The organism is Lysobacter ciconiae (assembly GCF_015209725.1).
In the GTDB taxonomy this organism is placed as follows: Bacteria; Pseudomonadota; Gammaproteobacteria; order Xanthomonadales; family Xanthomonadaceae; genus Novilysobacter; species Novilysobacter ciconiae.
The window spans coordinates 686525-709046 of sequence record NZ_CP063656.1; the positions used below are offsets into that span (position 1 = coordinate 686525).

Here is a 22522-nt window from a genome sequence, read left to right on the forward strand (position 1 = left end):
CTGTCCCCCGTGATTCTGGAGCCTGCATGTCCCGCACCCCGATCCATACCGACCACGCACCCGCGGCGATTGGTCCCTATTCCCAGGCCGTGCGCATGGGCCAGACCGTGTTCCTGTCCGGCCAGATCCCGCTGGACCCGGCGACCGGCGAACTCGTCGACGGCGACGTCGCCGCGCAAGCGCGCCAGTCGTTCGACAACCTCAAGGCCGTCTGCGGAGCGGCCGGCGGATCGCTGTCGCAGGTCGCCCGGCTCGGCCTCTACCTCACCGACCTGGGCGAATTTGCCGCGGTCAATGCGGTGATGGCCGAGTACTTCCAGGCCCCGTACCCGGCGCGCTCGACCATCGAGGTCTCCGGCCTTCCCAAGGGCGCGGCATTCGAGGTCGACGCGATCCTCGTCCTTGGCTAGAACCGCCCGTCGACCTCCGGCACTGGCGGGGGCGGGCGAGACCCCGCTGACCGCGTTGGCCGGCTGCGGACCGCGGATGGCCGAGAAGCTCGCCGCCCGCGATCTGCATACGCTGCAGGACCTGTGGTTCCAGTTGCCGCGGCAATACGAGGACCGCACCCGCCTGACCCCGATCCGCGACCTGCGACCGGGCGTGGCGGCGCAGGTCGAGGGCCGGGTGGTGGCCGTCGAGCGTGGCTTCCGCGGCCGCCCGGTGCTGCGCGTTGCGATCACCGATGGTTCCGGATCCGGACTGGTGTTGCGGTTTTTCCACTTCCGCGCCGCGCAGGTGGCGCAGTTCGCGGTCGGCGCGCCGCTGCGCTGCTACGGGACGCCGCGCCCGGGCCAGCAGGGCCTGGAGATCGTGCATCCCAGCTACCAGGTCCTTGAAGTCTCGGGCGGGGACGCGCTGGGCGATGCGCTCGATCCCGTGTATCCGACCGTCGAAGGCATCGGTCCGGTCACCCTGCGCCGCTTGATCGGCCTGGCCTTGGACCGGCTGCCCGACAGCGCGACGCTGGAGCTGCTCGCCGACGCCGCCGATCTGCCGCCGCTGCGCGAAGCGCTGTTGACCGTGCATCGCCCCCCGCGCGAAGCCGATGTCAGCGCCTTGCTGGCCGGCACCCATCCGGCCCAGCGCCGGCTGGCGCTGGAAGAACTGCTGGCCCACCACCTCAGCCTGCGCCGGCAGCGGATCGCCCAGCAGGCCCATCGCGCGCCGACCCTGGCGGACCAGAGACTCGCTGGCAAGTTGCTGGGACAACTGCCGTACCGGTTGACCGGTGCCCAGCAGCGCGTCTTTGCCGAGATATGCGCCGATCTGGCCCGGCCCTCGCCGATGCTGCGCCTGGTGCAGGGCGATGTGGGCTCGGGCAAGACCGTCGTCGCCGCGCTGGCCGCCCTGGTGGCGGTCGCCAGCGGTCGCCAGGTGGCCCTGATGGCGCCCACCGAGCTGCTCGCCGAGCAGCACCTTGTCAACCTGCGCGAGTGGCTCGAGCCGCTGGACGTTCCGTTGGCGTGGCTGGCCGGCAAGGTCACCGGCAAGGCGCGGCAACAGGCTTTGGCGGACGTCGCTTCGGGTGCCGCCCGGGTGGTGGTCGGTACCCACGCCGTGATGCAGGAGAGCGTCGTCTTCCATGATCTGGCACTGGCGATCATCGACGAGCAGCACCGCTTCGGCGTTCATCAGCGACTGGCGCTGCGCGACAAGGGCGGGGCGGCCGGCGGCGATGCAGGCACCGTGCCGCACCAGCTGGTCATGACCGCCACGCCGATCCCGCGCACCCTGGCGATGTCGGCCTATGCAGACCTGGACGTGTCGTCGATCGATGAACTCCCGCCCGGCCGGACGCCGGTGCAGACGGCGGTGCTGGCCAGCGAGCGGCGGCCCGAACTGGTGGAGCGCATCCGCGCCGCCTGCGCGCAGGGTCGGCAGGCCTACTGGGTGTGCACCCTGATCGACGAGCCCGACGACGACGCCAAGCCCGGCGCGGTGATGAAGATCGAGGCGCAGGCCGCGCAGACCACGTTCGAGACGCTGGCGGCCGGACTCCCGGAACTGCGGGTCGGCCTGGTCCACGGGCGCATGAAGGCCGCCGAGAAGCAGGCGACGATGGCCGCCTTCAAGGCCGGGCGCATCGACCTGCTGGTGGCAACGACCGTGATCGAGGTCGGCGTGGACGTTCCCAATGCCTCGCTGATGATCATCGAGAACGCCGAGCGCCTCGGCCTGGCCCAGTTGCACCAGTTGCGCGGTCGGGTGGGGCGCGGCAGCGAGGCCTCCAGCTGCGTGCTGATGTACCGCTCGCCGCTGTCGATGCTGGCCCGGCAGCGCCTGGAAACCATGCGCGCGACCAACGACGGTTTCCTGATCGCGGAGAAGGACCTTGAGCTGCGCGGCCCCGGCGAGCTGCTGGGCACCCGCCAGACCGGCCTTGCCGAATTCCGCCTCGCCGACCTCGCGCGCGACGCCGACCTGCTGCCGCAGGTGCATGAGCTGGCCGAGCGGTTGCTGCGCGATTCGCCCGAGCTCGCCGAACGCATCGTGGCGCGCTGGATCGGTACCGCCGTGCGCTATGCCGGCGCATGATCCCCGGTGCCGCGACGCGGATTCAGCGTTATGGTGATCGGCCCGCGACGCTGCCAGTCGGCGCCGCCCAGTCCTGAGCACGCCTGTCCCGGAGATCCACGCATGCGGTCCAAGCTGATGTCTGCCCTGCTGCTGTGCCTGCCGCTGTCCGCGCTCGCGGCCGCGCCAGTACCACCGGCCACCCAGCCCGAGCTGGAACAGATCGGCACCGCACCCTCCGCGCAGCGCATCGAGGCCGACATCCGCACCCTGGTGGGGTTCGGCACCCGCCACACCCTGTCTGATACGACGTCCGACACGCGGGGCATCGGTGCGGCGCGGCGCTGGATCAAGGCCGAGTTCGAGCGCATCTCGGCCCAGTGCGGCGGTTGCCTGGAGGTGCGCTACGTCAGCGAAGTGGTCTCCGGCGAGAAACGCGTCCCCGATCCGGTCGAGATCGTCAACGTCATCGCGATCCAACGGGGCAGCAGCGACCCGGGCCGCTACGTCATCATGAGCGGCGATATTGATTCGCGCGTATCGGACGTGATGGACGCGACCTCCGACGCTCCGGGCGCCAACGACAACGCATCGGGTGTCGCCGGCATCCTGGAGGCGGCGCGGGTGCTGTCGAAGCATCGGTTTGCCGGCTCGATCGTCTACGCCGCGCTCGCCGGCGAGGAGCAGGGCCTGTTCGGCGGCAAGATCCTTGCCCGGCACGCGATCGACAACGGCTGGCGGATCGAGGCGGTCCTCAACAACGACATGATCGGCAACATCGCCGGAATCAACGGCATAATCGACAACACGACCGCGCGGGTGTTCGCCGAGGGCACGCGTTTCAATGAGACCCCGGAGCAGGCCACCGCGCGCCGCTTCACCGGCGGCGAGGTGGACTCGCCCTCGCGCAACCTGGCCCGCTACATCGACCGGATGGCCGACCTCTACGTGCCCAACCTGGACGTGATGATGGTCTACCGGCTGGACCGCTTCGGCCGCGGCGGTCACCATCGCCCGTTCAACGACATCGGCGCACCGGCCGTGCGGGTGATGGAAACCAACGAGCACTACCATCGCCAGCACCAGGATCTGCGCACCGAGGACGGGGTGGTCTACGGCGATACCATCGACGGCGTCGACTTCGCCTACGCCGCCAAGCTGACGGCGCTCAATGCGGTGACGCTGGCCGGGCTGGCCGGCGCGCCACCACCGCCGGCGGATATCGAGATCGAGGGCGCGGTAACTGCGGATACCACCCTGCGCTGGTCGCCCGTCCCGGCTGCACAGGCGCCCGACCTGGCCGGCTACAAAGTGTACTGGCGGCTCACCACCGAGCCCCAGTGGAGCCACAGCCGCTACGTCGGCAACGTCTCCCAGTACACCCTCAGCAACGTCGTCATCGACAACTACTTCTTCGGCGTTGCCGCCGTGTCCACCGACGGCGCCGAGAGCCCGGTGGTGTTTCCCGGCGCCGCCGGCAGTTTTGGCGGCTACCAAGCGGCAGCGCGCGAACCCATCAAGGAAAACCAAGCCACACCATGACTGACCAACGCATCCCCCTGCTCATCGACACCGATCCCGGCGTGGATGACGCCCTCGCCCTGCTGATGGCCTTCAACGATCCGCGGCACGAGGTCATCGGCCTGACGATCGCTGCCGGCAACGTCGGCCTGGCGCACACCGTCGCCAACGCGCTGAAGATCTGCGACGTGGTGGGCGTCGATGTCCCGGTGTTTGCCGGTTGCGCATCGCCCCTGCTGCACGCAGCAGTGGACGCGGCGTATGTGCACGGCCAGGACGGCCTGGGCGATGTCGGCCACGCGCCCTCACAGCGCCAGGCCGAATCCGAACATGCGGCGTTGGCAATCCTGCGCCTGTCGCACCAGTACGCGGGCCAACTGCTGCTGGTCGCGCTCGGCCCGCTGACGAACCTGGCGGTGGCGCTCAAGCTCGACCCGAGCCTGCCGTCGCGGATCGGCCGGCTGGTGGTGATGGGCGGGGCGGTCACCGGCCACGGCAACATGACCGCACACGCCGAGTTCAACATCGGCTTCGATCCGGAGGCAGCGCATATCGTGCTCTCCGCGTTCCCGCACTTCGAACTGGTCGACTGGGAGGCGACGATTTCCCACGGGCTCCCGCACGGCGAGGTGCTGCAGTGGCTCGCCACCGACAGCCCGCGCGCGAAATTCTTCGACGCGATCTCGCGCAAGACCCGGGAGTGGTCCGCCGATCGGCGCGGCGATGACTGGTACGCCGCCGACGCGCTCGCGATGGCCCACGCACTGAAGCCCGAAGGCGCGCTCGATGTCGCCCGGCGTGTGCTGGTGGTGGAGACGGAAGGGCGCCACACCCGCGGGGCGACGGTGGTGGACTGGCGCGTTGAGCAGTCCGACGCAGGCGGCAACGCGTCGATCCTGTTGCGCTACGACCGACCCCGCTTCCAGCGGCGCGTGCAGGCTGCCCTGGCCGCGACCTGAGCCGCGCGACTTGCACCGTCCATGCAAAGCCCGCTATTATTGTCAGCTTCCTTCCGCATAGATTGGTGAGTGCCAATGAAAGCCGGCATCCATCCCGAATACCGCGAAGTCGTGTTCCAGGACGTGACCAGCGATTTCCAGTTCCTGACCCGCTCGACCCTTGGCAGCAAGGAGTCGGTGAAGTGGGAAGACGGCAACGAGTACCCGCTGATCAAGATCGACATCTCGTCGGCCTCGCACCCGTTCTATACGGGCAAGCACAAGATCATGGATACCGGTGGCCGCGTGGACAGGTTCCGCAAGCGCTACGCCAAGTAAGCATCGGCGGCGCAACGCGCTGTATATACGGGTTATGACAACGGCTGCCGAGAGGCGGCCGTTGTTGCTTTCAGCGACGCCTGCGCAACGCATTGGGCCACCCGTGGCGACCGCTGCCGCGTCCATGCGGTAGGGCATTGTGCGATAATTGGGTGTTCGCCATTGGTTGCGATCCTTTGTCCCCCTCCCGTTTCGCGCCGTGCGCGAACGTGCAGACAGCAGGAGCATTTTGTGTCCGATTCGTCGTCCAGCCTGAACGCCTCAGCCGATCAGGCCACTCTCTCCGTTGGCGGCAAGACCGTCGAGCTGCCGGTCCAGCACCCGACCCTGGGCGCTCCGTGCATCGATATCGCCAAGGTGCCGCGCGCCACCGGTTGCTTCACCTACGACCCCGGCTTCACCGCCACCGCCAGCTGCAAGTCGGCCATCACCTACATCGATGGCGACGAAGGCGTGCTGCTGTATCGCGGCTACCCGATCGAGCAGCTCGCCGAGAAGTCCAATTTCCTCGAAGTGGCCTACCTGCTGATCAACGGCGAGCTGCCCGACAAGGCCGGGTTCGCCGCTTTCGAGCACGACGTCACCCACCACACGATGATCCATGAGGCCTTTACCGGCTTCCTGGGCGGCTTCCGCCATGACGCCCATCCGATGGCGATGCTGGTCGGCATGCTCGGCTCGATGGCGAGCTTCTACCACAATGAACTCGACCTGGAGGATCCGGCGCAGCGCCGCCTGGCCGCCATCCGCCTGATCGCCAAGGTGCCGACGATCGCGGCCGCCTGCTACCGCCATTCGGTCGGCTGGCCGCTGAACCATCCGCGCAACAACCTTGAGTACACGACCCGCTTCCTGCACATGCTCTACGAGGTGCCGAGCGAGCCGCTGGAGCTCAACCCGATCGCGGCCAAGGCGATGGACCTGCTGTTCATCCTGCACGCCGACCACGAGCAGAACGCGTCCACCTCGACCGTGCGCCTGGTCGGTTCCACCGGCGCGAACCCCTACGCGTGCGTCGCCGCTGGCGTTGCCGCGCTGTGGGGCCCCGCGCACGGCGGTGCCAACGAGGCGGTGCTGAAGATGCTCACCGAGATCGGCCGCCCCGAGAACGTGCAGTCGGCGGTGGACCGCGCCAAGGACCGTGATTCGGGCTTCCGCCTGATGGGTTTTGGCCACCGCGTCTACAAGAACTACGATCCGCGCGCCGCCCTGGTGCGCAAGATGACCCACGAGGTGCTCGGCGAGCTCGGCATCAACGACCCGCTGCTGGACGTGGCGATGAAGCTGGAAGAGGCGGCGCTGCAGGACGATTACTTCGTCGAGCGCAAGCTGTACCCCAACGTCGACTTCTACTCCGGCATCATCTACAAGGCGCTGGGTATCCCGGTGGAGATGTTCACCGTGATGTTCGCCATCGCACGCACCGCCGGCTGGGTCGCGCACTGGCTGGAGCAGCAGGACGATCCGGAGAACAAGATCGGTCGTCCGCGGCAGATCTACACCGGTCCGGCCAACCGTGACTACGTCGGCGTGGACAAGCGCTGACCGGTTTACCGGCCGCCCGCTGACTTCACGCTGTCAATGAAAACCCCGCCCCGAGCGGGGTTTTTCATGCGTGCGGTGAGCTGCCCGCAGCTGTGTCCGGCGCCACGTCGGGATCCTGCAGCAGGCGCCGCAACTGGGCCGCGCTGGCGCGGCGCATCGGCTGGTCGTCACCGCGCGCCCATGGCGCCTGACGGACCTGCAGCGATGCCAGGCCGACCAGCTCGAAGGCGACATCGCCGGCGAAGAACCGCCAGACCGGAAAGGTGTCCTCGCGGTGCGCGTCCAGCCGTAACCGGACCCGATCGGCGTCGGCAGGGATGTCGTGCTGCTGCAGGTGGTGGGCGACCGCGTCGGCGTCATCGTCGTGCAGGTGCAGGGTGACCACGCTCTGCGCATCGGCGGTGCCCTCCAGCACCGGTCCGGTCAGTCTTGGCTGGAAGGGGGCGAGGAACTCCATGGCTTCCAGCGCCGCCTCGCGGTAGCGCCGCGACAACGCCGCAGTGTCCGGCCGGAACAGGCGCTGGTAGTCCTGCAGCGCCTGCGCGATGTCCTCATTTGCCGGCAGCAGGGTCCTGTCCATCACGCCCAGTCGCTCGGAGGCCTTGCGCCGGGCCTGCGGGTAGTTGCCGGCCTCGCCGGTGCTGATCAGCCGTGCCGCTTCGCGGGCGACGCCGTCGCGAATGCGCGAGTGCGATTCGCGGCGGCCGGAGCGGGCGGTTTTCAGGGGGCGCTTTGACACGGTCTGCCTCCCGTTGCGACGCGCGGTGCGTCAGAAGATGTCGAAGGTTTCCTCAGCGGGCTCGTTTGACTCGTCATAGTACGCGGTGTCGGTTTGCATGCGCTCCAGGTCCTCGACCTTCACCCACTCGGTCAGGCCGCCGCTTCCGCCGGGGATCAGCGTGCCGTTGGCCGCGACCTGCACCTGCACCATGCCATCGGGCGGAGTGTTGGGACTGACGGGACGATCCTCCAGCGCCGCGCGCATGAAGTCGATCCAGATCGGCAGTGCCGCCGCGCCGCCGTACTCGCCACGTCCAAGCGGCTTGAAGTTGTCGCGGCCGACCCAGACGGTCGTCGCAAGCTCGCCGCCAAATCCCGAGAACCACGCGTCGCGATGCTCGTTGGTGGACCCGGTCTTGCCGCCCACGTCCTCGCGACCCAGTACCTTGGCGCGCACGCCGGTTCCGCGCTGGACGACGTCGCGCATCATCGAGACCATCTGGTAGGCGACGCGGCCATCAATGGCCCGTGGGGCGACGATCATGTCCTCGCGCGGAGGCGCTGCTGGTTCTTTTTCCGCCTCAGGTGCGCTCTCGACCGGGGCCGCGGTGGCAGGCCCCAGATTGAATCCGCCCACGACCGCCGAGACCGGCGCCGCCGATGCCGCATCCGTGCCGCGACAGCTGCGGCAGGCGGTGGCCGGGTTCTCCTGGAACACCACCGCGCCGTCGCGATCGCGGACCTCTTCGATGAACCACGGCTCGACCAGGAAGCCGCCGTTGGCAAACGCCGCATAACCGCGCGCGACCGACAGCGGGGTCAATGAAGCGGTGCCCAGCGACATCGACAGGTTGGGTGGCAGGCTCGCCTCCTCGAAGCCGAAGTGACTGATGTACTTGCGCGCGTAGTTGACGCCGATGGTGTCCAGCAGGCGCACCGAGACCAGGTTGCGCGAGCGCACCAGGGCCTCGCGCAAGCGCATGGGTCCGGAGAAGCGGCCGTCGTCGTTCTGCGGGCGCCACTCGCGTCCGCGCCGGTCCTTGAACACCACCGGCGCGTCCAGCACCACCGATGCGGGGTTGAAGCCCTGCTCCAGTGCGGCGGCGTAGAGGAACGGCTTGAAGCTGGAGCCCGGCTGGCGCCGCGCCTGGGTGGCGCGGTTGAACTTGCTGCCGGCAAAGCTGAAGCCGCCCGACAGTGCGCGCAATGCGCCGGTGTCGGCTTCCAGCGACACCAGCGCCGCTTCCGCGCGCGGAAGCTGGGTCAACTCGTATTTCGGCAGTTCCGGTTCCGCCGCATCCGCGTCGGCGTCCTTCGCCGGCGTTGCGACCCGGTGTACCCGGACCAGGTCGCCGCGCTTGAGCAGCTGCGCGGGCGTGCGCCCGCCCCAGCCCTGGCCCTTCTCCAGCGTGACTTCGCGTCCGCTGGGCAGGACCACGCTCGCGCCGTTGCCGGCCGTGGACAGGACGATCGCGGGAAGCATGTCCGACTGCACCGGGACCGTGCGCAGCCGCGCATGCACCGTCGCCACGTCTTCGTCCTCGGCCAGATCGAAGTGCTGCTCCACGCCGTGCCAGCCGTGGCGCTTGTCGTAGATCACCAGCCCGTCGCGGACCGCCTGGTTGGCCGCGGCCTGCATCTGCGGGTCGATGGTGGTGATGACGTGGTAGCCGCGGGTCAGCGCTTCGGCGCCGTAGCGGGCGATCATCTCCTGCCGCACCATCTCGGCCACGTACGGCGAGTACATCTGCAGCGGCGGCTCGTGCGGGCTGGCATGCATGGCCACGGCGCGCGCCGACGCGGCATCGGCAGCGCTGATGAAGCCCAGTTCGGCCATGCGCTGCAGGGTGTAGTCGCGCCGGATCTTCGCGCGGTCCGGATTGCTGAGGGGATTGCCGCTGGACGGGAACTTGGGAATGCCGGCCAGCGAGGCAATCTCGTCCAGGTCCAGTTCGTCGAGCTTCTTGCCGTAATAGAACTCCGCCGCCGCCGCCACGCCGTACGCGCGGTTGCCGAAGAAACTCTTGTTGAGGTACAGCTCGAGGATCTCGTCCTTGGACAGCTCGTTTTCCATGCGCCAGGCGAGCATCATCTCGGCGATCTTGCGCGTGTAGCTGTACTCCGAGCTCAGGAAGAACTGGCGCGCGACCTGCTGGGTGATCGTCGAGCCGCCGGGGACGCGCTTGTCATCGGTGGTGGCCAGCAGCCACACGGCGCGCGCGACGCCCCGGTAGTCAACGCCGTTGTGTTCGTAGAAGCGGCTGTCCTCGATCGCGATGAACGCCTGCTTCAGGTGCTCGGGCACATCGGCGATATCGACCGGGTAGCGCCGGGTCTCGCCGAACACCGCCATCAGGCGGCCATCGCGCGCGTACACGTACATCGGCTCCTGCAGCTCGACGTTGTGCAGCGATTCCACGTCGGGCAGCTTGGGCGAGATCAGGTAGTAGACGGTCGCCAGTGCGAGCACGCCCAGGACCGCAAGGCCCATTGCCGCCAGCACGGCCCAGCGCAGGAAACGTCGGAAGCGAAGAAGCATCGAGTGAGTCCGGATGACGGTTTCGGCAATCGGCAAGTATAGAGGAGCATCCTGCGGCTGCTGCGCCTCAAGACAATGCGGCGCAGGTCTGGAATACTGCGGACCGGGGCAAGCCCATTTGCGACAGAAACGGGCACTGGTGGGCAGTTGGGGATGGAAGTGCTTGCGGGCTTGTGAAAAGTCCGTTATCTAAGGGTCGGCCACAAGCGGTGCGTACAGCATCTGATGGCAAGGGGAGATAACTTTGGGCGTCATCAAGAAGAGCCAGTCGGCACTCGTCGGCGTGGATATCAGTTCGACTGCGGTCAAGCTTCTGCAGCTGTCGCGGGCAGGCAACCGGTATCGCGTGGAGCACTACGCGGTGGAACCGTTGCCGCCCAACGCGGTGGTGGAGATGAACATCGTGGAACCCGAGGCGGTTGGCGAGGCGATCAAGCGCGCCATGGCGCGCTCGGGCACCCGCGCCAAACACGCCGCAGCAGCCGTCTCCGGATCGGCGGTGATCACCAAGGTGATCCCGATGCCGGCCGAGCTGGACGGCGATGATCTGGAAGCCCAGGTCGAGCTGGAAGCGGTCAACTACGTGCCGTACCCGATCGAGGAAGTGAACCTCGACTTCGAAGTGCTCGGGCCGATGCCCGGCAGCCCGGAGTCGGTGCAGGTGCTGCTGGCCGCCTCGCGCTCGGAGAACGTCGAGGTCCGTGCCTCCGTGCTCGAGCTTGGGGGGCTCATCCCCCAGGTCATGGACGTGGAAGCGTTCGCGATCGAGAACGCGTTCGCCCTGATTGTCGATCAGCTGCCCATCCCGCGCGACGGGCTGGTGGCGCTGATCGACGCCGGCGCGACGATGACCACGCTCAACGTCATCCGCCAGGGCCGCAGCATCTACAGCCGCGAGCAGGTCTTCGGCGGCAAACAGCTGACCGACGAGATCATGCGCCGTTATGGCCTGAGCTATGAGGAAGCCGGTCTGGCGAAGCGCCAGGGCGGACTGCCGGAGACCTACGAGACGGAGACCCTGGATCCGTTCAAGGAGGCCCTGGTGCAGCAGGTCAGCCGCCTGTTGCAGTTCTTCTATGCCGGCAGCGAGCACAACCGCGTCGACCAGATCGTGTTGGCCGGCGGTTGCGCGGCCATCGCCGGCATCGCGCCACTGGTCGAGGAGCAACTGGGCGTGCCGACGATGGTCGCCAACCCGCTCGCCCACATGACGCTGGGGCCGCGGGTGCAGGCGCACGCGCTGGCGCAGGACGCTCCGGCGTTGATGATCGCGTGCGGCCTGGCATTGAGGAGTTTCGACTGATGGCACGGATCAACCTTCTTCCGTGGCGCGCCGAGCGCCGCAAGCAGCGCCAGAAGGACACCATGATGCTGCTGGCGCTGTCGGCGCTGGGCGCCGTCGTGCTCTCGTTCCTGATCATCTGGTATCACAACGCCCAGATCGAGGGCCAGACCGAGCGCAACGATTACCTCAAGGCGCAGATCGCCGAGGTCGACAAGAAGATCGAGGAGATCGACGAGCTGGACCGCAAGAAGTCCCAGCTGCTGGCGCGCAAGGAAGTGATCGAGGAGCTGCAGGCCAACCGTTCGCAGATGGTCCATCTGTTCGATTCGCTGGTGCGCACCATCCCTGACGGGGTCGTGCTGACCTCGATCAAACAGGACAACGAGACGCTCACCCTGGAAGGGCGCTCGCAGTCCAATGCACGCGTCAGTACCTACATGCGCAACCTGGAGGGTTCGGGCTGGATGACCCGACCCGAGCTGTCGATCATCGAGGCCAAGGGCTTCGAACAGGGTCTGCCGTACGAGTTCAAGTTGCAGGTCAAGCTGGCCAACCCCAGCGCGCCCAGTGACGAGGACGGCGATGGTGTTGCCGACGCGCCGATCGCCCAGGCCGAGCCCCCCGTCGACGGCGTCGCGGTCCCGGCGGCCGCGACGATCACCCCGCTGAGCGACGCCGCTCGCGGCGAAGACGCTGCCGACCTTGCCGCACCCGCGGACGAGGCCAGCGATGACGCCGCCGAACCGGTCGATGCCCCTGAGAGTGGAGCCGCGTCGTGAGCAAGAAAATCAATATCAAGGAACTGGACTTCAACAACATCGGCGGCTGGCCGCAACAGGCCAAGGTCGGCCTGTGCGTGATCCTGGTCCTGCTGATCGTGGGCCTCAGCTGGTGGCTGTTCGTGCGTGACAAGCGCGACACCCTGGAGAGCCTGGAGCGGACCGAAACCGAGTTGCGCAGCACCTTCGAAACCAAGCAGGGCAGGGCGTCCAACCTGGAGCCGCTGAAGCTGCAGCTGGCCGAGATGGAGCAGCAGCTGCAGCAGATGCTGCGCCAGTTGCCAAGCAAGACCGAGATGCCCGACCTGATCGTGGACATCTCGCAGACCGCACTGGCGACCGGTATTACCAACGAGCTGTTCCAGCCCGGTCCCGAGCAGCCCAAGGAGTTCTACGCCGAGAAGCCCATCTCCCTGCGCATGGTCGGCTCGTATCACCAGTTCGGTGGCTTCGTCAGCGGCGTGGCCTCGCTGCCACGGGTGGTGATCATGACGATGCACGACATCTCGCTGAAGCCGCGCGGCGCAGCGAAAGAGACCGGCATCACCGCCAACTCGCCGCTGGAACTGGCCGGAACGGTGAAGACCTACCGCTACCTGGACGAGGAAGAAATGGCGGAGCAAAGCGCTGCCGCGGATGCTGAAAAGAAGGGGGCAAAATGATGGGCAACTCGACCATCCGCCGCCGTGCGGGAGCGCCACGCCTGTTGCTGGTGGCCGTGGCCCTGGTGGCCGTGGCCGGCTGCACCCGCGGCGTGACCAGCACCTACGGCGACGCGCCGAACCTGGAAGGCTGGGTCGCCGACGTCAAGACGCGACCGGCGCCACCGCTGGATCCCTTGCCGATCATGCAGCAGTTCGAAACCTTCGAATATGCCGCGCACGGCCTGCGGGATCCTTTCAGCAATGCATTCACTGACCGCGACAACGGCGGCGGCCCGCGGCCGGACTCGGACCGGCGCAAGGTGCCGCTGGAGCAGTTCCCGCTGGATTCGCTGGACATGGTCGGAACGCTGGGCCGCGGCGGTGGAACCGTGGCCCTGGTGATGGCGCCCGACAAGGTGACCTACAAAGTGACCCGGGGTGAGTACATGGGTCAGAGCGACGGCCGGGTAACCGGCGTGTTCGAGGACCGCATCGAGTTGGTGGAACTGGTGTCGGACGGTGCGGGGGGCTGGCTGGAACGTCCGGCGTCGCTCACCTTGGAAGATCAATAAGGATTGGGGAATTAGCACGATGACCGTTTACAAAGCCATACGATCGCCACGTGCGCAGCGCCCCATGGTGCTCCGCAATACAGGTTTGGGCCTGCTGCTGGGGGCGATGGCCGCCGTCAGCGGCGTCCATGCCGCCGGACCGGTGGGCGCCGAACCGGGTCAGGTGACCGGTGCGCACGTCGCCCCGGCCTCCAGCCCGGATCCCGCCAAACAGGTGCCGGGAACCGTGTCGGTGTCCAATATCGACTTCAAGCGGGGCGACGGGGGCGCGGGTCGCCTGATCCTGAGCTTCACCGGTGAAGGTGCTGCGCCGGACATGCGCAGCCAGGGCAACTCGGTGGTCATTAACGTGGCCAACGCCTCGCTGCCGGCGAACCTGCAGCGACCGCTGAACGTGTCCGACTTCGCCACTCCGGTGGACAACATCGAAGCGCGCAGCAGCGGCGGTGGCACCACCCTGGTACTCAACACCGGCGGTCCGTTCGAGTCGATGGCCTACCAGACCGGCAAGGACTACGTGGTCGAGATCGTGCCGCGCGCCGAGGTGGCCACGGCGGCCAAGTCGAGCCGTGCGCCGGCGATGGGCGCAACCACGGGCATGGCGACGACGGAGACCAAGGTCTACGGTGGCCGTCCGGTCACGTTCAACTTCCAGGACGTCCCCGTGCGCACCGTGCTGCAGCTGGTCGCCGAGGAATCCAACCTCAACATCGTTGCCGCAGACACCGTGCAGGGCAACGTCACCCTGCGCCTGATCAACGTGCCGTGGGACCAGGCGCTGGACATCGTGTTGCAGGCCAAGGGTCTGGACAAGCGCCGCAGCGGCAACGTGGTCTGGGTCGCTCCGCAGGCCGAGCTGGCCCAGCATGAGCAGGCCCGTGAAGACGCGCGGATCGCCATGTCCAACCGCGTCGAGCTGGTCACCGAGTACATCCAGATCAACTACCACAACGCCGGCCAGATCTACACGGCGCTGACCGAGGCCAAGGGCGTGGGCGGTTCGGGCGGTGGCGGTGGCGGCAGCGGTGGTGGTTCGGGCAGCAACACCGACACCGGTTTCCTGTCCCCGCGTGGCCGTCTGGTGGCGGACGATCGCACCAATACCCTGATGGTCAGCGACACGCCGAAGAAGGTCGCCGAGATGAAGGAACTTATCGCCGTGATCGACCGTCCGGTCGACCAGGTGGTGATCGAGGCGCGCGTCGTGGTGGCCACGGAGAGCTTCTCGCGTGAGTTGGGAGCACGGTTTGGGGTCAGTGGCACCAAGGACAATGTCGGCTTCAGCGGCAATCTGGAGGCGAACAAGGAAAACCTCAATTCGGTCAATGATTCCAGCGCCGCAACCACAATCACTCGCGGGTTGATGAGCAACCTGGCCGTCGCCAACCCCGCCGGCGCGGTTGCGCTGTCGATCCTCAATGCCGGGTACCTGCTCGACATCGAGTTGTCGGCGATGCAGACCCAGGGCCGTGGTGAGGTGATCTCCAACCCGCGCATCGTCACCAGCAACCAGCGTGAAGCGGTCATCAAGCAGGGCCAGGAAGTGGGTTACGTGACCATCCAGCCGGCGACGGCGGGTGGTGTGGCGACCCCGAGCGTCCAGTTCAAGGAAGTCGTGCTGGAAATGAAGGTCACCCCGACCATCACCAACGACGGCCGCGTGTTCCTCAACCTCAACGTCAAGAAGGACGAGATCGAGGGCTTCGTCAAGACCGGTATCGGCGACGTGCCCCAGATCAGCACCCGCGAAGTCAACACCGCGGTGCTGGTGGAAGACGGCCAGACCGTCGTGGTCGGCGGCGTGTACGAGTTCCGCGACCGCGAAGACGCGAGCAAGGTGCCCTTCCTGGGCGACATCCCCTTCCTTGGCAACCTGTTCAAGAAGAAGGGTCGCCAGAAGGAGAAGGCGGAGCTGCTGATCTTCGTCACCCCCAAGGTGCTGGAAGTGTCGCAGCGCAACCACCGCAACTGATCCGGCGGTGGAACGGAAAACGGAGCCTTCGGGCTCCGTTTTTTTTGGTGGACGCTGAACGTCGACGGCAACGCGTTGAACCCGTCACGCCCACTTGGGTCAAACTTGCGCGAGGCCCGCAACCGGGGCCGCAACCGGGATTGTTGATGGACCATGTGACCGACCATTTCGCTCCTGCCGCCGAGCCCGCCGAACATGCCGCGCCAGGCCGGCTGCAGGCCGCGTTTGACGACCTGCGCGGCGCGCTGTCGGAACAGATCATCGGCCAGTCGCGGCTGGTGGAACGGCTGCTGATTGCACTGCTCGCCGATGGCCACCTGCTGGTGGAAGGCGCGCCCGGCCTGGCCAAGACCACTGCGATCCGGGCGCTGGCATCGCGGCTGGACGCGCAGTTCGCCCGTGTGCAGTTCACGCCGGACCTGCTGCCCTCCGACCTCACCGGCACCGAGATCTGGCGGCCGCAGGACGGTCGCTTCGAGTTCATGCCCGGCCCCGTATTCCACCCGATCCTGCTGGCCGACGAGATCAACCGCGCGCCGGCCAAGGTCCAGTCGGCGCTGCTGGAGGCGATGGGCGAGCGCCAGGTGACGGTGGGGCGGGCGACCTATCCGCTGCCGGACCTGTTCCTGGTGATGGCGACCCAGAACCCGATCGAGCAGGAGGGAACCTTCCCCCTGCCCGAGGCGCAGCTGGACCGTTTCCTGATGCACGTGCGGATCGGCTATCCCGACGTGGACGCCGAAACGCGCATTCTGGAGCTGGCACGCAACCAGGCGCGGCGGGCGCTGACCCACACCGAGCCGGCATTGAAAAAGCTGCCATTGGAAGACGTTTTCGCGGCGCGCGCCGAGGTGCTCGAACTGCACGTCGCGCCCATGGTGGAGCGTTATCTGGTGGAACTGGTGCTGGCCTCGCGCGACGCCAGCAGCTACGACGCCGCGCTCGCGCGGCGGATCGAGTGGGGCGCGAGCCCCCGCGGATCCATCGCCCTGGAGCGCTGCGCGCGTGCGCGCGCCTGGCTGTTGGGGCGGGATTTTGTCACCCCCGACGACGTGCGCGATGTGGCGCCGGACGTGCTGCGCCATCGCGTGTTGCCCAGTTACGAAGCGACCGCCGAGGGCTGGGACGGAGACCGCCTGGTCGCCGAACTCATTGCGAAGGTGCCGTTGCCGTGAGCGATGGGGTCATCCCCGCGATCGAGGAACTTGTGGCACTGCGCGCCGCAGTGACCGGGCGCCGGACGCCGCGCCGGGGCAGCCACGGCGGCGGCCAGGCGATTTCCCCGATGCGGGGCCGTGGCATGGAGTACGCCGAGTCGCGTGAATACGCCGCGGGCGACGACGCCCGCCACATCGACTGGCGGGTCACCGCCCGCACCGGGCGTGCCCACACCAAGCTCTACCAGGCCGAGCGCGAGCGCTTGAGCCTGATCGTCGCCGACACTGCGGCCAACCTGTATTTCGGTACCCGGGTGCGCTTCAAGTCGGTGCAGGCCGCGCGCGCCGGCGCCATCGCGGCATGGGCGGCAATACGGGACGGCGACCGGGTCGCCGCGCTGCGCGGTTCCACGATCGAGCCGCCGGTTTCCCCTGCCGGCGGCGCCCGTGGCGCGCTGCGGGTGATCGAGGCGCTGGCGCGTTGGTATGCCGCACCGCCCGATGACGACAAGGGCCTGGCGGTCGCCCTGGACCATGCCCAGCGGGTGCTCCGTCCGGGTTCGCGGGTGCTGGTGCTGGCCGATCCCGCCAGTGTCGCGGCCATGCCCGCGTCGCGCTGGACCGCGCTGGCGCGCCACCAGGAGGTCGTCCTGCTGCTGTTGACCGATACGCTTGAAGCAGATCCCCCGCCTGCGGTCCTGCCGTTCGAGACAGGCGGCCATCGGGTCGAGGTCGATCTGGCCGGCGATGCGGCGCGGCAGCGCTGGGACGCCGAGTTCTCCGCCCCGGTGCAGACAGCGCTGAAGACGCTGCCGACCCGCGGCGTGCGGGTCCACGTCCTGTCCAGCGATGCCACCAGCGAATCCTGGCTCGCCTTGCAGGACCGACGCCCCGCGCTGGTGGCGTGATGCAGGATCCGACACTGCTGCTGCGCGATATCCATCAGCCGCCGGCGCCGCCGTTCTGGCCACCGGCGCCGGGATGGTGGCTGTTGGCCGGTGCTCTCCTGCTCGTGCTGGGCATCGTCATCGCGCTCCGCTGGAGACGCACGCGGCGCCGGAGGCAGATCGCTGCGATCTTCGACAATGCCCTGGATGAGGCGGCAACCCCGACCGCCGAAGTGGCGGCGATCTCCCAGCTTCTGCGCCGTGCCGCGCGCCGCATCGATCCGGAAGCGGACCGCCTGCAGGGCGATGCATGGCTGGCATTTCTCAATCGCCCGACCGGCAGTGCGCGGCGCAAACGCCGGGCCAACGAGGCGGAAGGCCGGTTCGCCGGTGAGCCCGGTCGCCTGCTGCTGGAGGGTGCGTTTCGGCGGAAGGTCGACCCGGCCGATGTCGCAGCGCTGCGCTCGCTGGCGCGCGCGCGGTTCCAGCAGTGGATGTTGGGCCGATGAGCGGCCTGCTGGCGAATACCGTGGGCGTTTGGCTTGATGGTTTCGCGTGGCCGTGGTTGCTGCTGGCCCTGCCGCTGCCCTGGCTGGCGCGCCGGGTGCTGCCGGCCCGGCGGAGTTCGGCGCCGGCCCTGGCGGTGCCCTTCGGTGATCGCCTGGCAGGTCTGGCTGCGACCGTGGCTGGCAGCGGCCGCAACGCTGGCGCGTGGCTGGCATGGGCCGCATGGGTGTTGCTGTGCCTGGCGGCGGCGCGACCGCAACAGGTCGGCGAGGCGGTCATGCCGCCGCAATCGGGGCGCGAGATGATGGTCGCGCTGGATCTCTCCGGCAGCATGAGCGAGCCCGACATGATGCTCGGCGGGCGCCGGGTGGACCGGCTGACGGCGGCGAAGGCGGTGCTGTCGGACTTCCTCGACCACCGCGAAGGCGATCGGGTGGGCTTGCTGGTGTTTGGCCAGCGCGCGTATGTGCTGGCGCCACCGACGCTGGATCTGGCGACGGTACGCCAACAGCTCGGCGACAGCGTGGTCGGACTGGCCGGTCGGGAAACCGCGATCGGCGACGGCATCGGCCTGGCGGTAAAGCGTCTGGTCAGCGGCGCAGACGATCGCGAGTCCGGCGAGCACGTGCTGATCCTGCTCACCGACGGCGTCAACAACGCGGGGATGCTGGAACCGCTGAAGGCCGCGGAGCTCGGGAGCGACGCTGGCGTGCGTGTCTACACCGTCGCCTTTGGGGGTGACGGCGCGATGTCGGTGTTCGGGTTCCAGCTGCCGGTTCCCGCCGGGGAGGACGAGGTCGACGAGGCAACGCTCACGCAGATCGCGGAAAGCACCGGCGGGCGGTTTTTCCGGGCCCGCGACACCGCGCAGCTGGCAGGCATCTACGCCGAAATCGATCGGCTCGAGCCGATCCGGCAACCCGGCGAGGCGGTGAGGCCGCGGATCGAACGCTACCATTGGCCCCTGGGCGCGGCGCTCGGCTTGGGCCTGCTCGGCTTCGTCGCGCCGCGCCGGAGGTCGTGGTGATCGCGGCGCTCGGCTTGGGCCTGCTCGGCTTCGCCGCGCCGCGCCGGAGGCCATGGTGATGTCCGCGCTCGCGCAACTGCAGTGGCTGCGGCCCGACTGGCTGTGGGCGCTGGCGCTGCTGCCGGTGCTGGCGTGGTGGTGGCAGCGCCGCCGCACCCGCGCCAGCATCTGGACGCAGGCGGTGGACGCCCATCTGTTGCCGCATCTGCTCAAGCCCGGCCCGGCCTCGCGTCGCTGGCTCGCGCCGGTGATTGCCGCGTTGGCGTTCAGCCTCGCCGTTGTGGCCCTGGCCGGTCCCAGCCTGCGCGAGGTCCAGCAACCGCTGTGGACGCAGGACGCGCCGCTGGTGGTCGCGGTCGACCTGTCCAGCGCGAGCCTGGCTGCGGACACGCCGCCCTCGCGGATTGCACGGGTGCGGGTGAAGCTGGCCAGTTTGCTGGCCGGTCGCCAAGGCGGGCAGGTTGGCCTGGTCGCCTGGGCGGGCGAGGCGTTCACGGTGGCGCCGCTGACCGCCGACACCGCCAACGTCGCCCTGTTCCTGGATGCGCTGGACCCCGATGTCATGCCGGTTGATGGCCAGCGGCCGGACCGGGCGATCGCCCGCTCGGCGCAGTTGCTGGCCCAGGCCGGCTACCAGGACGGTACGATCCTGCTGTTGAGCGATCACGCGACTCCGGCGGCACGGGCGGAAGCCGCCAAGGCAAAGGCGCGTGGCTACACGGTATCGGCCCTGGGGCTGGGGACGGCGGAGGGAGCGCCGTATCGCACCGCCGGCGGCGCGATCGATGTCGCGCGCCGCGATGATGCGTCCTTGCAGGACCTCGCGGCGGCGGGCGGCGGCCGCTACGCCGCGCTAGCGGAAAGCAACGACGATCTCGCGACGCTCGGCGTACTGGATTCCCGCCATGGCACCGGCGCTGCAGACGGTGCGGAGTCGGGCACTTCGGTCACCACCCGCCAGGACGACGGCTACTGGTTGCTGTTGCCCCTGATGCTGCTGGCGCTGCTCGCGTTCCGTCGCGGCGCGCCCGTCCTGCTGCTGGTGGTGTGCCTCTGGCTGCCGGGTCGCGACGCATTTGCGGCGGACCTGTGGCAACGGCCGGACCAGCGCGCGCATCGCACCATGCAGGACGCGGAAGCGGCCTACCGGCGCGGCAAGTTCGAAGCGGCGGCGAAGATCTACGCCGATGTCGACGGCGCGGACGCGCACTACAACCGCGGCAACGCCCTTGCCCGCCAGGGCAGGTACGCCGACGCCATCGCCGCGTATGACGAGGCGCTGAAGGCGGCGCCGACCATGGAGGACGCGATCGCCAACCGGCGGGCGGTGGAAGCGGCGATGAAGCGCAAGCCGCCGCCGGGCCCGAAGTCGTCTTCGGGAGAGTCCGGGGAGCCCAAGGGCGACGACGATGCGGGCTCCGGCAACAGCGACCCTTCGTCCGATGCCGACAGTCAGAAGAAAGACCCGGCGACGGACCAGGACAATGACAAGGATGCCGGCGACGGTCGCGGCGGGGATACGCCGGCGGCGCAGGACGAGCAGGACAAGTCTTCCCGTCCAGGCAGCGACGCCCAGAACGGGACGGACAACGAGCCCGAAGCCGCCGACGCCGAGGCCCAGGCGGCCGCCGATGCGGCGCAGCGCGAGCGCATGCGTGAAGCGCTCGAAAGCGCGGCGGATAACGCCGAAACCGACGGCGGCGCCGCTGCCGATGCGACGCCCGAAAGTGCCGATGAGCGCGAACGGCGCGTTGCCAACGAGGCCTGGCTGCGGCGGATACCCGATGATCCCGGCGGCCTGCTGCGGCGCAAGTTCCGGATCGAATACGAGCGCCGCCAGCGCGAAGGGAACACCGATTGATGAAGCCCATGGCCCGAGGAATCCTGCAGACGCTCGCCTGCCTGTTGTTGCTGGTCAGCCTGGACGCGAGCGCCAGGACCCGGGCGTGGCTGGACCGCGACCACATCGCGATGGGCGAGACAACGACGCTCAATATCGAGACCGACACCGGCACCGCGCCGGACTACGCGCCGCTGCAGGCGGATTTCGCGATCGGTGGCCACACCAGTCGTCGCCAGGTGGAACTGGGCGGTGGCAAGGTCACCAGCCGCACCCTGTATGCCGTTGCGCTGCAGCCGCGGCGCGAGGGCCTGTTGACGATTCCCGGGATCGCGGTGGGTGGCGAGAAGACCAATCCGCTGCCGCTGACGGTGGCGCCCGCAAGTGCGGCCACCCCGTCGCAGGCGGGCGCCGACGTCTTCCTGGAAAGCGAGCCAGACGACGCCTCGCCCTACGTACAGCAGGCGGTTGGCTGGACGGTGCGGCTGTATTCGGCGGTGCCGCTGGTGTCGGGCCAGCTCGACCAGCCCGCACCGCAGGGCGTCTCGCTGACCCAGGTCGGCGAGGACCTGCGCTTTGACCGCCAGATCGGCGGCCGCGATTACAGCGTGGTCGAGCGCCACTACCTGCTGGTTCCTGACCGCAGCGGCCCGGTGGAGGTGCCCGGCGCGATCTTCCGCGGCCGCGGCGTGAGCGGGTTCTTCGATGACCTGATGGGGCGCGGCGACAGCCTGCAGGCGAAGGCGCCCGCCATGACCCTGAGCGTGAAACCGATTCCGGCCCAGGCGCCGCAACCCTGGCTGCCGCTGCAGGGTCTGGAATTGCGCTATCTGGCGACGCCGCAGAGTGCCGAGGCCGGTGCGGCGGCCACGCTCACCGTGGAGGCGGTGGTTGACGGCGCAAGCGCGTCGCAGTTGCCGGAACTGCGACTGCCGGAGGTTGCCGGCGCGCAGGTGTTCCCCGAGCCGGTGCAGACCGAAGAGCGCTGGGTCGATGGTCGACCCCAGGTCACCCTGCGCCGGCAGTTCGCGCTGGTGCCCGCGCAGCCAGGGGCGCTGCGTATTCCCGGTCCACAGATGGCCTGGTGGGATGCCGTGGCCGGACAGGCGCGTACCGCCGAGCTGCCGGCGCTCGCCCTTGAAGTGGCCGCAGCGTCCAGCAGCGGGTCCGCTACGGCGATCTCAAACGCACCAAGTGTTGCAACCGCCGACCGCACTGGCCCTGACATTGGAGCCGGTGCGGCGCAGGGCGGCCCCGTGAATCACCAGCCGTGGCTCATCGCCACCGTGGGCTTCGGCCTGGCCTGGCTGCTGACGCTGTTGTGGGGGCTGCACCGCGTGCCGGCGACCACGTCCGGCGCTGCCGCCGGCGCGGTTGCCGCTCCGGTTGTGCGGGGCGAAAAGTTGGCACCCGCGGACCTGGCCGGCTTCGCCAGGTCGCTGGATCACGGCGACTTCGACGAGGTCGCCACGCGGCTGTGCGCGCTGGCGCGACCGCCTGCGGCCGACATCGACGAGGCGCGTGCCCGGCTTGCCGATCCGGCCCAACGCGAGGCAGTGGGGGCCATGCAGCGCGCACGCTGGGGAGACGGCGACGGGGTCGATGCGCGACAGCAGCTGCGATCGGCCTTCGCGCGCGGTCCGCAATGGCGCGACAGCCAGGGCGGCGCGACGACCCCCACGGAGTTGCTGCCGCCGCTGTATCCACCGCGCTGAGGCAGGCCTCGGCGAGCG

The 22522-nt window shown here is 68.6% G+C and carries 19 protein-coding genes; 17 read left to right on the forward strand and 2 right to left on the reverse strand.

Translation table 11 applies throughout. The features are described 5' to 3' along the window. Nucleotides 1–26: 26 nt before the first annotated feature. The 6 genes from INQ41_RS03105 (at nucleotide 27) to INQ41_RS03130 (ending at nucleotide 6860) form a co-directional block, all read left to right on the forward strand. Complete coding sequence (locus INQ41_RS03105) at nucleotides 27–410, forward strand: RidA family protein (RefSeq protein WP_193986123.1); 384 nt, start codon at nucleotides 27–29, stop codon at nucleotides 408–410. Continuing rightward, nucleotides 403–2538 (forward strand): ATP-dependent DNA helicase RecG, encoded by a 2136-nt coding sequence (gene recG, locus INQ41_RS03110; protein WP_193986125.1) that lies wholly within the window; start codon nucleotides 403–405, stop codon nucleotides 2536–2538. The genes INQ41_RS03105 and recG overlap by 8 nt, the downstream gene beginning before the upstream one ends. 102 nt (nucleotides 2539–2640) lie before the next feature. Further along, a complete protein-coding gene (locus INQ41_RS03115; protein ID WP_193986127.1) occupies nucleotides 2641–4059 on the forward strand; it encodes a M28 family metallopeptidase in 1419 nt (472 codons plus the stop codon). Beyond that, entirely contained in the window at nucleotides 4056–4997 is a 942-nt protein-coding gene (locus INQ41_RS03120) for a nucleoside hydrolase (RefSeq protein ID WP_193986129.1), read from the forward strand. The genes INQ41_RS03115 and INQ41_RS03120 overlap by 4 nt, the downstream gene beginning before the upstream one ends. Before the next feature lie 75 nt (nucleotides 4998–5072). Beyond that, entirely contained in the window at nucleotides 5073–5315 is a 243-nt protein-coding gene (locus INQ41_RS03125; RefSeq protein WP_043957864.1) for a type B 50S ribosomal protein L31, read from the forward strand. Nucleotides 5316–5567: 252 nt separating this feature from the next. Next, on the forward strand, nucleotides 5568–6860 hold the full coding sequence (locus tag INQ41_RS03130) for a citrate synthase (RefSeq protein ID WP_193987181.1): 1293 nt from the start codon (nucleotides 5568–5570) through the stop codon (nucleotides 6858–6860). Nucleotides 6861–6924: 64 nt separating this feature from the next. On the opposite strand, the gene INQ41_RS03135 is transcribed toward INQ41_RS03130, so the two are convergent. Both INQ41_RS03135 and INQ41_RS03140 read right to left on the reverse strand, forming a co-directional pair. Further along, nucleotides 6925–7599 carry a hypothetical protein gene (locus INQ41_RS03135; protein WP_407074246.1) on the reverse strand — a complete coding sequence of 225 codons (675 nt, stop codon included), beginning with the start codon at nucleotides 7597–7599 and terminating at the stop codon, nucleotides 6925–6927. Between the two features lie 30 nt (nucleotides 7600–7629). Further along, nucleotides 7630–10119, reverse strand: a complete 2490-nt coding sequence (locus tag INQ41_RS03140; RefSeq protein WP_193986131.1) for a penicillin-binding protein 1A — start codon at nucleotides 10117–10119, stop codon at nucleotides 7630–7632. A gap of 244 nt (nucleotides 10120–10363) precedes the next feature. Here INQ41_RS03140 and INQ41_RS03145 point away from each other — a divergent pair, with 244 nt between their 5' ends. From INQ41_RS03145 to INQ41_RS03195, 11 genes are all read left to right on the forward strand, one after another. Further along, on the forward strand, nucleotides 10364–11422 hold the full coding sequence (locus INQ41_RS03145) for a pilus assembly protein PilM (RefSeq protein WP_193986133.1): 1059 nt from the start codon (nucleotides 10364–10366) through the stop codon (nucleotides 11420–11422). Next, the gene (locus INQ41_RS03150) at nucleotides 11422–12183 is read left to right on the forward strand and encodes a PilN domain-containing protein (protein WP_193986135.1); all 762 of its coding nucleotides are present in this window, start codon (nucleotides 11422–11424) and stop codon (nucleotides 12181–12183) included. The genes INQ41_RS03145 and INQ41_RS03150 overlap by 1 nt, the downstream gene beginning before the upstream one ends. Next, nucleotides 12180–12845, forward strand: a complete 666-nt coding sequence (locus tag INQ41_RS03155; RefSeq protein ID WP_193986136.1) for a type IV pilus inner membrane component PilO — start codon at nucleotides 12180–12182, stop codon at nucleotides 12843–12845. Before INQ41_RS03150 ends, INQ41_RS03155 begins: the two co-directional genes overlap by 4 nt. Further along, complete coding sequence (locus tag INQ41_RS03160; RefSeq protein ID WP_193987184.1) at nucleotides 12845–13399, forward strand: pilus assembly protein PilP; 555 nt, start codon at nucleotides 12845–12847, stop codon at nucleotides 13397–13399. Before INQ41_RS03155 ends, INQ41_RS03160 begins: the two co-directional genes overlap by 1 nt. A gap of 19 nt (nucleotides 13400–13418) precedes the next feature. Next, nucleotides 13419–15371, forward strand: a complete 1953-nt coding sequence (locus INQ41_RS03165) for a type IV pilus secretin PilQ (RefSeq protein WP_228076685.1) — start codon at nucleotides 13419–13421, stop codon at nucleotides 15369–15371. 146 nt (nucleotides 15372–15517) lie between these two features. After that, nucleotides 15518–16546 (forward strand): AAA family ATPase, encoded by a 1029-nt coding sequence (locus INQ41_RS03170; RefSeq protein ID WP_193986138.1) that lies wholly within the window; start codon nucleotides 15518–15520, stop codon nucleotides 16544–16546. Then, entirely contained in the window at nucleotides 16543–17436 is an 894-nt protein-coding gene (locus tag INQ41_RS03175; RefSeq protein WP_228076686.1) for a DUF58 domain-containing protein, read from the forward strand. The genes INQ41_RS03170 and INQ41_RS03175 overlap by 4 nt, the downstream gene beginning before the upstream one ends. Next, nucleotides 17436–17924 carry a DUF4381 family protein gene (locus INQ41_RS03180; protein ID WP_193986140.1) on the forward strand — a complete coding sequence of 163 codons (489 nt, stop codon included), beginning with the start codon at nucleotides 17436–17438 and terminating at the stop codon, nucleotides 17922–17924. Before INQ41_RS03175 ends, INQ41_RS03180 begins: the two co-directional genes overlap by 1 nt. Then, complete coding sequence (locus tag INQ41_RS03185; protein ID WP_193986142.1) at nucleotides 17921–18949, forward strand: vWA domain-containing protein; 1029 nt, start codon at nucleotides 17921–17923, stop codon at nucleotides 18947–18949. The genes INQ41_RS03180 and INQ41_RS03185 overlap by 4 nt, the downstream gene beginning before the upstream one ends. Nucleotides 18950–19007: 58 nt before the next feature. Beyond that, complete coding sequence (locus tag INQ41_RS03190; RefSeq protein WP_228076687.1) at nucleotides 19008–20810, forward strand: tetratricopeptide repeat protein; 1803 nt, start codon at nucleotides 19008–19010, stop codon at nucleotides 20808–20810. Next, nucleotides 20810–22504: a BatD family protein gene (locus INQ41_RS03195; protein ID WP_193986146.1), complete on the forward strand. Its 1695-nt coding sequence runs from the start codon at nucleotides 20810–20812 to the stop codon at nucleotides 22502–22504. The genes INQ41_RS03190 and INQ41_RS03195 overlap by 1 nt, the downstream gene beginning before the upstream one ends. The last annotated feature ends 18 nt before the right edge of the window (nucleotides 22505–22522 follow it).